Source organism: Aneurinibacillus aneurinilyticus ATCC 12856, from assembly GCF_000466385.1.
Classification (GTDB): domain Bacteria; phylum Bacillota; class Bacilli; order Aneurinibacillales; family Aneurinibacillaceae; genus Aneurinibacillus; species Aneurinibacillus aneurinilyticus.
The window spans coordinates 1-14,873 of record NZ_KE952812.1; the positions used below are offsets into that span (position 1 = coordinate 1).

Sequence of the window (14,873 nt, forward strand, 5' to 3'; positions counted from 1 at the left end):
TTTCTTCCACCTTATGGATAATCAACAGGCGTGGCTTTTTCTCTTAAATAAAATAAAGCTGCCGCATGGTTTATCTGTTGCGGTAGCTTTATTTTTTGCTTTAATGGACAAGGAAGTATCACTTGCAAAACGCCCATGGCATGGCAGATGAAAAGACAGACAACGCCAGTGAGTTTTTTTATTTGATTTTCTTCTCAAAATGCTGATAGTCTTTAGAGCTTTTCCATTCCCCGCCCCAGCTCCAGCCACGCTTTTTAAACGCGTTATAACATGCGTCTCCTTTCATAATCATTCCTTTTCGGGCGACTTTTCGATTAGCGTATTCTTTAGAGCTTGCCGGGTTTACTTTATTCCCAACCACATGAGGATTCTGTAATGGATTGATATCGATAGCTATGCCATAGCTGTGATTTGACATTTTTTTCTTTCCATCTATGGCCCTTGTATTAAATGCAGATGAGTTGTTGGCTTTCATCGACAGTTCGTCAGAGCCTTTGTATTCGTCGATAAGATTGACCTTTTCAATCGGATACCGTTTTTGATATAGTTCTTCGAAAATCTCGAAAACGTCCTTTGCCAGCATTTTATGAACAATAAGCTCCCCTGTATGTGCCTTATCATCAAAACCTATGTATCGTACACGTACATACGATAAGTCGCTCATTTTAACGGGTGTTTTTTTGGTAAAAGAGATACCTGTAATTTTCTGCTCTATAGCAGTCGGTATGCTACCGTATCCGACGTCTGTAGTTGATAGAGGCAAGGCCTCTGTATTTGTCGTTGCCGGCATCGACGGAGCAGCAAAGGTAGAAGCTCCTGTAATGGTTGACAGCATACAAGCTAAAATAAGTCCATTTCGCAAGTGTTTCATGTTGTATCACCCCCTGCATTCTTATGCTCAGTATAGCACGTTACACAGTAAGAAAAGAAGGAAGGGCGGTGGGCGGGAGCGGTCAAAAAAAGCCACGCCAGCCTTCTTCGTGCCCTGTTTGGGTGTCTGCTTGCCAAAAGCGAACGTATGTACTATAATAGGAACATAAGTTCTTGTATAGGCGTAATTTCCCGACATGTCTTGTGTGAGCATCTAAGAAAGGGGAAAGCAGTATGAGCATTGGCAAAATAGCGCAATCATTAGGCGTTGAGTTATCCAGCTCCTCCAGGGAGCAGATAATGGAGAAGGAGCGCTGGCTAAAGTTGGCGGATGCTCCGTTTCCGTATCATGATTATAAAGTGAATTATGACGGTAATATTTATATTGCCCAACAGTGTATCGCAGACAGGAATGCACTGTTGTTTGATCAATTCCAATATGAAGCGGAAGAAGCGCAAGTGAATACGGATACCTGGTGTGTTGGGGTATGGGTAAAAGTTCGTGCCATTATTAATGGCAAGGAGCACAGTGTACGTCAGTACGGTGTACATACCATCAGCAAGCTGCGGGGAGATGTCAAACCGGTCGGAGATGCAATGGAGCAAGCCATTAAGTCAGCCGTATCGGATGGAATGAAGAAATGCAGCTCCTGGTTGGGGATTGCGGCGCACATTTATCGCGGGGAAGTTATTTCTATTCGCGCAAACCGTAACAAAGAGGGACAGTCGCAGAGCAAGTTCTATCTACAGAACCTTGAGAAATTTGGTCTCTCGGAGTACGAATACAAATACGGTATTCCGGTGCTTCCTGATTCATTCAAATCTTTTTATGAGAAGATGGATTGGACAGACGGTATATTTTATTCCGATGTATTTGGTTATAGGGACCATCAGGAAGATGAGCATATACCATCCGAAAAAATGGAGAAGAAAACGGAGAAGGTTCAGGAACGAAGCGAAGCGGAGAGCCCAGCTTTTATTAATGACATGCAGGCCAATTATCTGCGTGGCCTGATTTATGACTTTAATGAGAATGCCCAAGAGGCAGATATTGTGCAGGCAATTATTGCATACCTTGTTAAGCGCAAAGTCGATGTTGTACAAGAGGCGGAGGAGATGGGGAGACGTTTTACGACGGTAGATGCTTTACCGTCTGTGCACTTTACTTCTGTACACCGCTATTTTAAGCAGCTAAGAAGGGCGCGATTGGAAAGCACAGAGGAGAAATCGGCGTAAACTGGTATATGTAAGCCGCGTTTTGTCGAATGCTACTATAGTAAACCAGTATACACATGTACATGATATGCACGCACGGTAAAGAAATGAGAGAGGAGGAGACATGATGTTAAACAGGGTGATTTTAATTGGCAGGTTAACAAAAGATCCAGAATTGCGCTATACTCAGAGCGGTACAGCCGTTGCGACCTTTACATTGGCGGTTGATCGGAGGGTTACCAATCAGCAGGGTGAACGGGAGACTGACTTTATTTCTGTTGTGGTATGGAGCAAGCAGGCAGAATTATGTGCTCAATACTTGAATAAAGGAAGACAAACCGCTGTGGAAGGCCGACTTCAGGTACGTAATTATGAGAATAATGAGGGACGGCGGGTGTATGTGACCGAAGTTGTTGCTGAGAACGTACAATTTCTTGGAAGTGGACAAGGGGCAGGAGCAATGGAACGGAGAGAAGCATCAAGCCGGAATGAAAATCCGTTCGCAGAAGATCAACGTCCGATCGATATTTCGGATGATGATTTGCCATTCTGATTGTTGAGAAACCCTTATTTTTAAAAGTGAAATGTATAAAGTATTAGTAAGATTCACACCTGTTGATTGTCCAAAGAGGAAAAGGCCGCCACAACAGGAGACGAACCGCCGCCCGTTTGGGGCACGGTGTGATGGTGATCCACTCTGGATCATACTGGATAATCAACACCCTTGTTCTGATGCGACAAAAGGTACAGAAGTTATTGCGGCATTATCTGCGGAAAGCAAGGCAAAAATTGATGAATAACTGAAACATAGTGCCACTCATTTCCCTATGCTTGGAATGAGTGGTTTTTTGCATGTAATCCCTGTCGTTGTCATTCTTTATTTTTTCTTTAGAAACTGTATATAAACTAGGGACTGGGAGGGATAAACATGAACCGTTTTGGTACAAATGCAAGCAATCAAATCAGTTTTAAAGAAAGAGGAGATGCGATAATTAATTTGTCTGCAAATGAACGAATACAAATTATAGATATCATCCGAGGAATTGCTATTCTTGGTATTTTGTTTGTTAATATGAGTTTTTATAGTTCCTCATTAATGGCTATATCCTTGCAAGTTGAGCTATGGCAGGGATTTTGGAATAAAAGCGCAGAATTGTTTAGAAATATATTTATAGATGAGAAATTTATCAACATATTCTCCTTTTTATTTGGATTCGGGATGATTTTGTTTAAAGAAGGGGCAATTGCAAAAGGGAGACGCTTCATTCCCCTATTCTCCAGAAGGTTAATCGCATTATTTCTATTCGGCCTGATTCATGGCTGGTTTATCTGGTATGGCGACATCTTGCTGCATTATGCAGTGTTAGGCTTTTTTCTGTTATTATTCCATAAATGTAAGCCGAGAACACTGTTGATATGGTCCATCCTGCTGCTTTCGCTGTTACCAATAGTTATTCTAATGAGTGGAAACGCAGGAATGCCTGCCAGCTCAGACTTGAGCAGAATGGGACAGGAGGCGATGAAGCATGATACGGCGATTTATGGAAGCGGAAGTTTCATTGCTATTCAGAACCAACGTTTTATCGATTGGAATAGTACGTTAATTAATCAAATTTTGTTTTATCCACGAATCCTTGGGATGTTTCTGCTTGGTTCTTATTTTGCTAAGCGAAAAATTTTACATAATATATCCGGGCACTTACGATTAGTGAAAAACATTTGCAAATGTACGGGATTGTTCGGATTTGGGCTTATCATGTTAGGTGTGTTTACACAGTATTCGAGCAACCCGGTTATCGCTGGCTGGCATGATTTTCTGTTTGTTTTAGGAATGCTGGTTGGTTCCCCGCTACTAGCTTTGTTTTATATTACGTTCTTTGCCCTGCTATTTCAGAAAGAGAACTGGAAAAGAAGACTACTACCATTTTCTTTTGTTGGTAAAATGGCGTTTACCAATTACATTGCACAATCAGTGATTTGTACATTAATTTTTTATAGCTATGGTTTGGGTTTATATGGGAAAGTGGGGACTTTTGCCGGACTATGGCTTGCTTTGGGAATATATATTCTGCAGTTGATAGTAAGTAGGCTTTGGCTGCAAAAATATCAGATGGGATTGCTGGAATGGATGGCGTATCCTCACTTATTTACGAGTATCCCCCTTAAAATATCCTAACAAGCACAATAGATAATGTAGGATAAAAGCGCGCTGTACAAACTAATGGTTGAATTTACCTTATTTATGAATTAAAATGTAATAGATTTACAATTAAAAGCTTAAGCAAATAAGTTTACACAGAAATAGAAGACGGAATAATCAGAATTAAATTGAGTGAAATGATGTAACAATTTTATCCTAGGGGGAATCGCAATGGAAATTTTAGAAAAGAAAGCAAGAAGCTATTTTAAAGAAGATGAACAAGTGATTCATAAGAAATTTGGAAAGGGAATTGTCTACAGTATAGATGAGAAGGTAATTGAAATTGATTTTAATGAGGAGCGAAAGAGAATGAGCTTAGAAGTGTTGATCAAAAATAATCTTCTTGAGAAAGCATAGGCTGGATGGTACTGGATAATCAATATCCTTTGAACAGAAATATGCCCGAATCATAAGCAAATGTAAAGGAGAGGAGTTGTTCTGACTTGGAACAACTCCTTATTATGGTTCATAACTAAACAAGTAATTTATTAAAGCTGTTCTTTAATCATGTGTTTCCAGTTTTCAGGCAGGTTCTCGGTTTTTATATGCTCAAACTTTTTTAATTCAACATCGCCACTCCCTCTGATTTTAAATGTCAAATGATCGATTCCGACAGAAATATGTGGTCCGATAACCGGGATGACTTTAAGTTTCACTAAAAAATCGAAGGAACGATAATCCCCGATTCTTTTTGCTTTTAATACATAAACAAAATATGGATAAACCACAGGGGAGGTAGTCAGGACTTTTGTGTAATAATTATTTATTTGCTTTTGAATATGTGGCATAAGCAAAGAAATAAAGATGTCTTGATACAATTCTTCCCTTGATTGCTCGGGTGGTGTGTATATACTTTCCGCATGACAAGTGAACGGCGAGGAAATTACAAATCCCATCGTTAAAAACATTGCAATAACCGTTTTATTCAAGGTAAAACCCCCACGATAAATCTTTTAAGTTATGTTTTCCTTTCGTGTTCAGGTTAATGCTTTTAAAGGCAAATGTTATGTACGGTAACGATTAATATATAAACCAACTATCCACTCCTGAATCCAATAAACCTGAAATTATTGCCGCATCTGCAAGAGTGGGCACTGAATTAGGCGCAGATATTATTAAAACAAGATTTTTAGGGGAACCAGGGGATGCGGATGTAGATGAAAATTGGATGCGCCCTGCGCTATGGTAGAAAAAAAGACTGGTGTTTCTTTTCTTACCTTCTGCTACAAGAGTATGTTCATTCATTAAGTCAGAAGTATATAAATAGTTGACAGATGCGTTTTATATAGTGATATAATCGAGACTAATAATCTTTATCAATAAAATGAATGAATACTATACTCTTGCATGAGCAAAAGGAGTGAATGCTAATGTTTATTGAAACTAAAACTATTATTGTCAAGGAAGGCACTTCTGATAAAATTGTAAGCCGCTTTAGCCAGGAAGGGGCTATCGAAAAATCTGAAGGGTTTATTGATTTAAGCGTTCTGGTTAAGAAAAGCAGAAAGGGTGATGAGGAAGTCATTGTTATGATTCGTTGGGATTCTGAAGAATCATGGAAAAATTGGGAGAAGAGTGAAGCACATATCCAGGGTCATAGACAAAGCAGGGGGAAGCCGAAGCCGGATTATATTATCAGTTCCGGCCATAGCACATACGAGGTTAAAGTAATAAAGGGAGCCTAAATATTAGGGGTACATTCATTCCGCGCATTTATGCAAAGCCGATCTGTGAAGAAGCCTGACGATCTACCTTATTAGGGGTGTGTCAGGCTTTAAGTTTCCTATAGTTCCTGTTCTCTTACCAGCGTACCTCTTGTTTCTAAAACAGCAGATAATTTTTTTGCAAAAATAGTAAACAGGGCTTCCGATATAGCTTTATGTGATACTATAATCTTATAGAATAAAACTTCTATTAGTGAAAGTTTTACTGCCCAGGGAGGGCTGGGACAAAAGAATACGATTCGGTTTGTTGGTGTGTATGTGCAATATAAGCATACACTTAAAAGGGAAGAACGGTGTAAATCCGACGCGGTCCCGCCACTGTAAATGCCAGTTTCTTTACAGGATGCCACTGTTTCATTTGGAAATGGGAAGGCGTAAAGAAGCGTGTAAGCATGAGCCAGGATACCTGCCAACAAATACCACACTGATTGAACCACGGAGATTGGGGAGGTGTTTTCTGTACGTACGTGAAGATTATACATAATCAGTACGACTTTATGAAAGCAACGTTTCCTGTGATGGATGAACGTTGCTTTTTATATTGTAAGAAAATCTTGCAGGTGTTGCCACTTGTTCTTTTTTCGTCCGCTGTGCTACGTGCTACACAGGGCGCAAGCAACGTTTGGCACACGCCTCGCGAGCTTTTTTAAGCGATACTTATCCATTAAAGAAAGGACAGGGGTTATGAAACAAAGACTAAAAAATATCGGATTATTTTTTCTTATCGTATCTTTGCTTGCCGGGATTATAGGGTGCTCCAATGTAGCCAATCAGACGGCAAATCATGCTGACGAGAAAGAAATCGTATTAGCTGCACCACGTGATTTAGCTCCGGGGGAAAAGGATGCATATTACACAAGCATTATTACGTATGTTTGGGAACCGCTAGTGGGGATGGGAGAGAATGGTGAGCCGATTCCTGGCCTGGCTACGTCCTGGGAGATGGCGAATGGTGCGAAGGAATGGATATTTACTTTACGAAAAGGAATGAAGTTCCATGACGGTAAGCCGGTGAACGCTGATGCGGTTGTCACAAATTATAAGCGTCATTGGGAAGTCAGCCCTAAAAACTCACCTTTTTACACATTGGATTTTAAAAAATCATATGCAGGGCTGCAAGCGATTGAAAAGGTAGATGAGCAGCGGGTGAAGTTTGTTTTTGAACAGCCGCAACCGACCTTGCTTTATGCGATGGAGAACTTCGGAAGCCCGATATACAGTCCAGATTCATTTGCGGAGAACGGGGATTTTAAAGGAATACCGGCCGGTACAGGACCTTTCAAGCTGGTATCCCATGAAAAAGATCATTATATGCTACTGGAGCGTAATGAGGAATATTATGGGGAGAAAGCCAAGGCAAAACAAATCCGAATTAATGTAATTCCGGATGCAGATACAAGGTTCTCGGCCCTGAAGTCGGGCGAGATTATGGGTGTGATTGATTTGGGAGCGATTTCGCCCGATCAGGCGAATCAGTTGAAGCAGAATCACGATTTCTCTATATCCGTTAATAAATCAAGTGTATCCCATTATATCCATCCGAATGGAACAAAATATCCGTTTAATGATGTAAAAATGAGACAGGCGGTGAGTTTGCTGCTGGATAGAAAACAGCTTGTCGACTCTTTATACGGGGGGTACGCCACACCGACTGCGACAATGATAAATGCAATGTCTCCTTTTTATGTGGAGCAGCCGATTGAACACAGCCCTGAAAAGGCGAAAAAGTTAGCGAACGAAGTGTTACAAGGCAAAAGAAAATCGGTTACATTGATTGTTCCAAGCTATGGGATTGATCGCTATCCGTATAAGGCACAAGCTGAATGGGTACAAGCAGTGTTAAAAGAAATTGGATTGGATGTTTCCATCAAAATTTTGGATGGCGCTGCTTTTAAAGAGGCACAGCGTACCGGCGACTATAATTTGGCTCTGGCTACACAGGGACTGCCGAATATGGACCCGTATACACTTTTGGCTAATTATATGCAAAGTCACGGAGCCAGCAATAAGAATTACAGCCTTGGCTATCAGAACGCGGAAGCAGATGCGTTGCTTAAGGATGTGCAGAAGACACTGAATATAGAAGAACGCAAGAAAATATACGGATGTCTATTGCAGATTGCAGCACAGGACTGGCCGACAATTCCGCTTTTCCATGATGCAACGCTTGTGTCTTCTAATGCAAAGCTACAGGGGCTTAATGCTTTGCCATACGGGGTTACTTTGCCACAAATTGAGCGGAAAAAGGAATGACGGGTCGTCAAAAGCTTATCGGGAGCATCTGCACACTCCTAGGGGCATCTTTACTTGCTTTTGTTCTGGGAGTGATTGCCCCCGGCGATCCTGCACTTGAAGTGCTTAGTATGAATGGATTGAATGAACCGACAGAAGCGGAGATTGCGGCTAAAAGAGAGGAGCTGGGCCTTAATCTGCCTATCTGGAAGCAATATATGCACTGGTTGGGAATGGTTTTACAAGGTGATTTAGGGGTGTCGTATATTACTCAACAATCGGTGAGCGCAGAACTTATTCAGCGTTTACCGATTACATTATCCCTGGCATGCGGAGCGCTTGCATTTGCAATCGGCTTCGGTATTCCAGGCGGTATTATACTGGCAATGTTTCATAATCGATGGATCGACTATGCTGGAAGAGCGTGGATAACCATATGGACAGCGTTTCCCAGTTTTTTGAACGCCATTCTTTTTATTATTGCTTTTTCAGAGGTATTGCATTGGCTTCCGACGAGTGGATACGGCACGTGGCAGCATTTCATCATGCCTTCGATTGTACTTGGATTGGGAACGAGTGCTGTACTTATGAGGTTAACGCGTGCCGCAGTATTGGATATCCTTCCTCAACAATATATCGTTACCGCAAGGGCAAAAGGGATTCACATGTTCATTCTTATGCTGCGCCATGTATTATTGAATGCATTTATCCCGCTTATTACGGTAATCGGCAATTACTTTGGGGGTATTCTAGGCGGCGCTGTTATCGCAGAAGTTATTTTTTCGTTGCCCGGGATTGGCCGTTTTGCCGTAGAAGGGATTTTTCGGCGGGATTATCCGGTTATGCAAGGATATGTTCTTTTCATGGCTTGTGTGTATGTATTATTCAACACCGTTGTCGATATATTGTACGGACTCATTCATCCTCAATTGCGACGAAGTGAGGTGTTGAAATGATAGGTAAGGGAAAAGCCGGAGCATTTGCTGCTGGCTGTTTAGGCCTGATTGTTTTTGTCAGTCTGTGTGCTCCCTGGATAAGTCCATATGATCCTAATCAAATCGATATGAGCAATCGTTTGATGTCTTTATCTGCTGCACACTGGATGGGTACAGATCAGTTAGGAAGAGATGTATATAGCCGTATATTGTACGGTGGACGTGTTTCCTTGCTATTATCGGGAGTAGCTACCGTTTCGACGCTTCTCGTAGGGTTTTGTATCGGCGTGCTGGGTGGATATTTTCGAGGGAAGGTGGATACTTGCTTACAAACAATCGTCCATATTTTTCAGGGAGTTCCCGGTTTGACAATGATGCTGGCCATTGTCGGCGTATTGGGGCCAAGCCTGAAAAGTTTATTTCTCGCGATTGTGCTTACTTCCTGGGCTGACTTTTCCCGTGTAGTACGGGGAGAAGTAATGAAAATACAAGTGGAGCCATACATAGAGGGCACCAGGGTGCTGGGTGCATCCGCGTTTTATATTATGATTGTTCATATTATTCCTTCTATCGCTGGTACGGTGCTCGTATTACTTACGATTCGGATGAGCCGTACATTGTTAATGATTGCCTCCTTAAGCTTTCTCGGCTTGGGCGTACAGCCGCCTACCCCGGATTGGAGCGTCATGCTTAACGATGCAAGACCTTTTCTTCGTACGCAACCGCATCTTATGCTAGCACCAGGTATATGTATCACTGCCGTTTCTCTATCGTTTCAAATCATAGGAGATACGCTACGGGATCGATTGGATCCTAAGCGCATGCAGCGGGTGGAGGATATCGCATAAAAGAAAGGAAAGATGATGAAACCTTTACTTTCGTTCGAGCACATATCATGTTACTTTTCGACTTCATTTGGTGAACTGCAAGCTGTTCGGGATGTATCACTCGATTTATATGAAGGAGAAATATTTGGATTAATAGGAGAAACAGGTAGCGGAAAATCAGTTTTAGGTTTAACTGCTTTGCAACTTTTGCCTGCAAACGCTCGGGTGACTGGAGAAGTAAGATTTGAAAATAAATCTTTACTGCAGTTATCCGAGAAAGAAATGAGGCACGTACGTGGCAAAAAAATTGCTCTTATTCCCCAAAATCCAGCCTCTTCATTAAATCCTGTACTAAAAATCCGTACACAGCTACGGGAAGCAGTACGTCACCAAAAAGAATTGAAAGATAAAGACGGGTACTTGGCCTCATGGCTGCAAGCCGTATCTTTCTCATATCCGATCAAGTTGCTTCAGTCATATCCCTTTCAGCTAAGCGGTGGAATGAAGCAGAGGATTCTAACTATAATGGGAGCGGCCGGACAGCCGAAGCTTTTAATTGCAGATGAACCGACAAAAGGGCTGGATGCCCCGGCGCGTCATGATGTTGTCGAAGCGCTACGGAATGTTTGCAGACAAACGGGTACTACGTTGCTCGTAATTACACATGATTTGCATGTGGCTCAAATCCTCTGCGATCGGATCGGTGTGATGTATGCAGGGCGACTGGTAGAAAGCAATGATACGGATTCATTGTTTGCTACACCCGGGCATCCTTATACGGAAGCTCTGCTCTTGGCACGGCCGACAGCAGGAATGAAACCAATGGCTGGAGACAGCCCAAATTTGTTGCAAGTACCTTCAGGCTGTGCATTCCATCCGCGTTGTTCTTATGCAAGCGAAATGTGTGTTGAACAACTTCCACCATGGACTGAATATGGGCAGAAAAAATACGCGAGGTGTTTTCTTCATGCTCCAAGTACATAATGTCTCTAAATACATTGAGTACGGTTTAGTACGAAAACGAAAAAAAGCGATTGTCAACAATACAAGCTTCTCCATACAAGCAGGGGAAACATTTGGCTTAATCGGAGAGAGCGGCTCAGGAAAAACAACGCTTTCCCGCATGGCAATAGGTTTGCTGCGACCGGACGAAGGAGCGGTTGAGTTTGCTGGATATGATTTGTATTCTGCTTCACGAGGTGATAGCAAGCTGCTGCGTCAAAAGATGCAAATGATATTTCAGCATCCGGATACAGCATGCAACCCGAGAAAAACGCTGCTGCAAAGTATAATGGAACCGTTTGTGCTGCATCCGACTTTGCGAAAGGGAGATGACCATGAACAAATTGAAGAAGTGATGAACATGGTTGGATTGCAGCCAGAATTGCTGAGGCGCTATCCTTATCAGGTAAGCGGAGGACAGATTCAGCGAATTGTACTAGCGCGAGCTTTATTGATGAACCCGGAATTCATTGTGCTGGATGAGCCAACATCGATGTTGGATGTATCTGTTCAGGCGCAAATTCTACGGCTGCTCAAACACATACAGAAACAAAGAAAGATGACGTATTTGTTTATTTCACATGACTTGGATGTAGTAAATTGGATGAGCGACAGGGTGGCAGTCATGAAAGACGGGGAAATTGTAGAGACGGGAACAAGCAATAAGATTATGAAGCACCCCACCCATCCCTACACGCAAAAGCTTGTGCAGGCATTCCTGTATACAGATAGATGAGGTGAAAGAGTAATGAGGGCTTCAGCAATGTGGATAGCAAATTGGGAAGCATGTGAATTGAACAGCCGTACCAAACAGGACGAAAAGGAAGAGGCGTATTGGCAAAGCCATGCTCCTATGTACGATGTGCGCAACCCTTTGGCGCCTTTTGCTATTCCTATAATAGAGCAAATAACGTATCATTTACATTCGACAGATCATTTATTGGAGATTGGGGCAGGAACAGGCGGTTTTACACAGCTATTAGCTCCGTATGTTCGGCGGATAACCGTTATAGAGCCATCGGAAGCGATGAGAATACAGTTGCAGAATAATTGGCAGGAAGAGCACAGCGCTTCCCTTGATGTATTAGCATGCAAGTGGGAAGAGGCGGGAAACATATCGTGTGATGTCATTTTTGCTGCAAATGCATTTTACCGGATGCGCGATATGAAGGAATGTATTATTCGGATGAATGAAACTGCGTGTAAAAGCGTGTTTCTCATCCAATCTATTGGAAAGCCGTACGCTTCGCCTATTATTGTAAAGCGAGGGGCAAGTACAGAACAGATGGAACGGGCCCATTTAATCTCGCATATTTTAGATGAAATTGGTATTGTCCATGAGTTTATCTCCTATCCGATTGTGCGAAAGGATGGGGGAAAGCATGAGGTTGCGCTTATTTCATGGAACGTAGAATTAAATGATTCTACAGAATAGTGCTTCGGAAGGCAGGCACATTTGCCGTGTTACGCGAATATCATACCGCTCGAATAATCCTTATCCACCCAACAGACATCAATAACATAAAATAATCCCTAGCTACCAATTTTCAGGCGGCTGGGGATTATTTTTTATTCCAGATCACTAGTGTTGCATTAAATCTTAGGGAGTATATTGACCCAAACGAACCCGAATTTGCACATGCCACAGACCATTGATATTCATAGATGAAGGAGACCGGAAACTGTCTTCTGTTCTGAAATACCCGAATGTTTTTTCTTGCTATTTTATACAGATTCGTCCTTTTTCCCTTTCCGTTTCTTCCAATACATAATTCCTGCTATGATGGCGCCAATGAAGAGGAGAAGAGGAGACGTGCCGACAATAACAACAAAAAGAACGGAAGCGCTATCTACCATGAATTTAATGCTATTCATAAACTGCTGTTTTGTTTTATCCCATGTACTTACGGGATTGTCAGAAAGGGAGGGAAGGACAGCTTTATTTTCTGTCATATGAATAGTAACGGTTGCAAAGTCGCTTTGGTTCTTCAAATATTTCATCTTGCCTTTAAGCTGCTCGATTTCTGTTTGAACCTTGTTTACATCTTGCGCAATTTGAAGCAGATCTGACGTTTTTTGTGCGTTTTTCATTAAGCCGAGCAGTTGTTTCTCTAACACCTGCTTCGACGCAAGCCTTGCTTCCAGATCGATATACTCTTCTGTTACGTCACGTCCCTGTATCGTACGGTTGGCTACTTTAAGCGCTAGTTTCTCTGTTTCCTCCAGGAAGGCATTGAATTTAGCGTTAGGAATACGAATACGGAAATTGCCGTTCAGCAGACTATTTTCTTCTCCCTGATTGTATGAGTTTGCTTCCACAATGTATCCATTCATTTTTTCCACTAGCTGGGTTAGCGACTTTTGCGATGTTGCAAGGTCTTTGACATTTAGGCTAAGTTCTGCTTGATACACCATCATCGCGGCCATTCCGGCCGATTTTTTTTCTGATGGAGCAGTATTTGGATTTTTGCTGTCGGCAATTTCAGTTATCTGGCTTTGGCTCGTATCCGCCATTGAACTGTCTGGGTTTTGATTTGATGCTCCGCATCCTGCAATTAGAAGAATAGAGATCCAGCCTAGTATTATCCATATGTTGTATCTGCTTCGATTTGTCATTGTTCTCCCCCTGTAGTTTATTTGTTCCAATAAATGGATAGTTCTATTCTATCATCTTGTATGACTTGTTCATACATGCATCTATATACATCTGGTTTAATAAATCGATAAACTTTTGTGGTAGGAGGTAAGAAAAAACGGAGAAAATCAGAGACTAGAAAAAGATACGCAGGTTTTTTTCCTGTCGAGGTGCAGGACGTACTAATTTGTCCATCTTGAACTATACACGGCTAGAGGCGTGTCAATTCTGAAAATGATGCCAGTATGTTACCGACTCTGCCAGTATAAAATAAGCAGGACACGTATTGATTTTTTAACTATACTATCATACAATACTTATATAAAGTAAGTTAATTAAGGAGGAATTTCATGATTACGATATATCCGGCAGCTTCTCGTTATTCTACAAATCATGGCTGGTTGCAAAGCAACTTCAGCTTTTCGTTCGCTGAATATTATGATCCGAATAACCTGCAGTTCGGTCCACTGCGTGTATTTAACGATGATATCGTTCAGTCGGGAACCGGGTTCGGAGCTCATCCGCACCGTGAAATGGAGATTGTATCCATTGTGCTTAAGGGACAGCTTAAGCATGAGGATAGTACCGGGAATACGGAGGTGCTTGTTCCGGGAGAAATCCAGCGCATGAGTGCAGGCACTGGCATTGTACATTCCGAATTTAACCCATCTGATACAGAGGATGTGAATTTTCTTCAGCTATGGTTTCTTCCAGATAAAAAAGGACTGGAACCATCGTATGAGCAGTTTGCATACGATCAGGATGCTCTGCACAATCAGCTGTTGCCAATTGTATCGAACAGACAGGAGGGCGAACATCGTGTCGCACATATTCATCAGGACCTGACACTGTATTTATCCAAATTGGATGCTGGCCGTACGATTTCATTTACTCAGTCAACAGGACGCAGAATCTACGTGTTTATTATCGAAGGAGAGCTTGAACTCAATGGAGAGAAAAAGCTTGCAAAACGGGATGCGGCACGTATTACCGATACATCTTCTCTGGAGTTAAAGGCGCATAGTAATACGCATTTTATGCTAATTGATTTGCCGTAAAGAAAAAAATCCTATCACACCTGTTGATTATCCAGTATGATCCAGAGTGGATCGTCACCACACCGTGCCCCAAACGAGCGTCGGTTTGTCTTCCGCATCAAGAGGCCCAGATGTTTTGCCGGTCCGGCCCTGGCGCCAAAAAGCGGCTGTGTCTCTTCCTTGTGAGAAAAAGACG

At 42.1% G+C, this 14,873-nt stretch carries 16 protein-coding genes and 1 riboswitch; of the genes, 13 read left to right on the forward strand and 3 right to left on the reverse strand.

Annotated elements, in window-relative coordinates:
* Window positions 1–178: 178 nt before the first annotated feature.
* Window positions 179–871 carry a M15 family metallopeptidase gene (locus tag HMPREF0083_RS14425; protein WP_021622226.1) on the reverse strand — a complete coding sequence of 231 codons (693 nt, stop codon included), beginning with the start codon at window positions 869–871 and terminating at the stop codon, window positions 179–181.
* Window positions 872–1,104: 233 nt separating this feature from the next.
* On the opposite strand from HMPREF0083_RS14425, the gene HMPREF0083_RS14430 reads away from it, so the two are divergent.
* The 5 genes from HMPREF0083_RS14430 (at window position 1,105) to HMPREF0083_RS14445 (ending at window position 4,642) form a co-directional block, all read left to right on the forward strand.
* Window positions 1,105–2,106: a Rad52/Rad22 family DNA repair protein gene (locus HMPREF0083_RS14430; RefSeq protein ID WP_021622228.1), complete on the forward strand. Its 1,002-nt coding sequence runs from the start codon at window positions 1,105–1,107 to the stop codon at window positions 2,104–2,106.
* 106 nt (window positions 2,107–2,212) lie between these two features.
* Window positions 2,213–2,638: a single-stranded DNA-binding protein gene (locus HMPREF0083_RS14435; RefSeq protein WP_040302883.1), complete on the forward strand. Its 426-nt coding sequence runs from the start codon at window positions 2,213–2,215 to the stop codon at window positions 2,636–2,638.
* Between the two features lie 31 nt (window positions 2,639–2,669).
* Window positions 2,670–2,885 (forward strand): hypothetical protein, encoded by a 216-nt coding sequence (locus HMPREF0083_RS28125; RefSeq protein ID WP_021622230.1) that lies wholly within the window; start codon window positions 2,670–2,672, stop codon window positions 2,883–2,885.
* 128 nt (window positions 2,886–3,013) lie between these two features.
* Window positions 3,014–4,261, forward strand: coding sequence for a DUF418 domain-containing protein (locus HMPREF0083_RS14440; RefSeq protein ID WP_021622231.1), 1,248 nt, complete (start codon window positions 3,014–3,016; stop codon window positions 4,259–4,261).
* 195 nt (window positions 4,262–4,456) lie between these two features.
* Window positions 4,457–4,642, forward strand: a complete 186-nt coding sequence (locus HMPREF0083_RS14445; protein WP_021622232.1) for a hypothetical protein — start codon at window positions 4,457–4,459, stop codon at window positions 4,640–4,642.
* Between the two features lie 131 nt (window positions 4,643–4,773).
* On the opposite strand, the gene HMPREF0083_RS14450 is transcribed toward HMPREF0083_RS14445, so the two are convergent.
* Complete coding sequence (locus HMPREF0083_RS14450) at window positions 4,774–5,214, reverse strand: DUF3888 domain-containing protein (protein WP_040302884.1); 441 nt, start codon at window positions 5,212–5,214, stop codon at window positions 4,774–4,776.
* 441 nt (window positions 5,215–5,655) lie between these two features.
* On the opposite strand from HMPREF0083_RS14450, the gene HMPREF0083_RS14455 reads away from it, so the two are divergent.
* The 7 genes from HMPREF0083_RS14455 (at window position 5,656) to HMPREF0083_RS14485 (ending at window position 12,440) form a co-directional block, all read left to right on the forward strand.
* Window positions 5,656–5,970: an antibiotic biosynthesis monooxygenase gene (locus HMPREF0083_RS14455; protein WP_040302886.1), complete on the forward strand. Its 315-nt coding sequence runs from the start codon at window positions 5,656–5,658 to the stop codon at window positions 5,968–5,970.
* A gap of 270 nt (window positions 5,971–6,240) precedes the next feature.
* Window positions 6,241–6,437, forward strand: a riboswitch (cobalamin riboswitch).
* 256 nt (window positions 6,438–6,693) lie between these two features.
* Window positions 6,694–8,262: an ABC transporter substrate-binding protein gene (locus HMPREF0083_RS14460; RefSeq protein ID WP_040302905.1), complete on the forward strand. Its 1,569-nt coding sequence runs from the start codon at window positions 6,694–6,696 to the stop codon at window positions 8,260–8,262.
* Entirely contained in the window at window positions 8,259–9,197 is a 939-nt protein-coding gene (locus HMPREF0083_RS14465) for an ABC transporter permease (protein ID WP_021622237.1), read from the forward strand. Before HMPREF0083_RS14460 ends, HMPREF0083_RS14465 begins: the two co-directional genes overlap by 4 nt.
* Window positions 9,194–10,024, forward strand: a complete 831-nt coding sequence (locus HMPREF0083_RS14470) for an ABC transporter permease (protein ID WP_021622238.1) — start codon at window positions 9,194–9,196, stop codon at window positions 10,022–10,024. Before HMPREF0083_RS14465 ends, HMPREF0083_RS14470 begins: the two co-directional genes overlap by 4 nt.
* A 12-nt stretch (window positions 10,025–10,036) precedes the next feature.
* Window positions 10,037–10,987, forward strand: a complete 951-nt coding sequence (locus tag HMPREF0083_RS14475; protein ID WP_021622239.1) for an ABC transporter ATP-binding protein — start codon at window positions 10,037–10,039, stop codon at window positions 10,985–10,987.
* The gene (locus HMPREF0083_RS14480; protein ID WP_021622240.1) at window positions 10,971–11,741 is read left to right on the forward strand and encodes an ABC transporter ATP-binding protein; all 771 of its coding nucleotides are present in this window, start codon (window positions 10,971–10,973) and stop codon (window positions 11,739–11,741) included. The genes HMPREF0083_RS14475 and HMPREF0083_RS14480 overlap by 17 nt, the downstream gene beginning before the upstream one ends.
* Window positions 11,742–11,753: 12 nt before the next feature.
* The gene (locus HMPREF0083_RS14485) at window positions 11,754–12,440 is read left to right on the forward strand and encodes a class I SAM-dependent methyltransferase (protein WP_021622241.1); all 687 of its coding nucleotides are present in this window, start codon (window positions 11,754–11,756) and stop codon (window positions 12,438–12,440) included.
* A 290-nt stretch (window positions 12,441–12,730) separates the two neighbouring features.
* Here HMPREF0083_RS14485 and HMPREF0083_RS14490 read toward each other — a convergent pair whose 3' ends face one another.
* Complete coding sequence (locus tag HMPREF0083_RS14490) at window positions 12,731–13,621, reverse strand: DUF4349 domain-containing protein (RefSeq protein ID WP_021622242.1); 891 nt, start codon at window positions 13,619–13,621, stop codon at window positions 12,731–12,733.
* Between the two features lie 369 nt (window positions 13,622–13,990).
* On the opposite strand from HMPREF0083_RS14490, the gene HMPREF0083_RS14495 reads away from it, so the two are divergent.
* Window positions 13,991–14,698, forward strand: coding sequence for a pirin family protein (locus HMPREF0083_RS14495; RefSeq protein ID WP_021622243.1), 708 nt, complete (start codon window positions 13,991–13,993; stop codon window positions 14,696–14,698).
* Window positions 14,699–14,873: the final 175 nt, after the last annotated feature.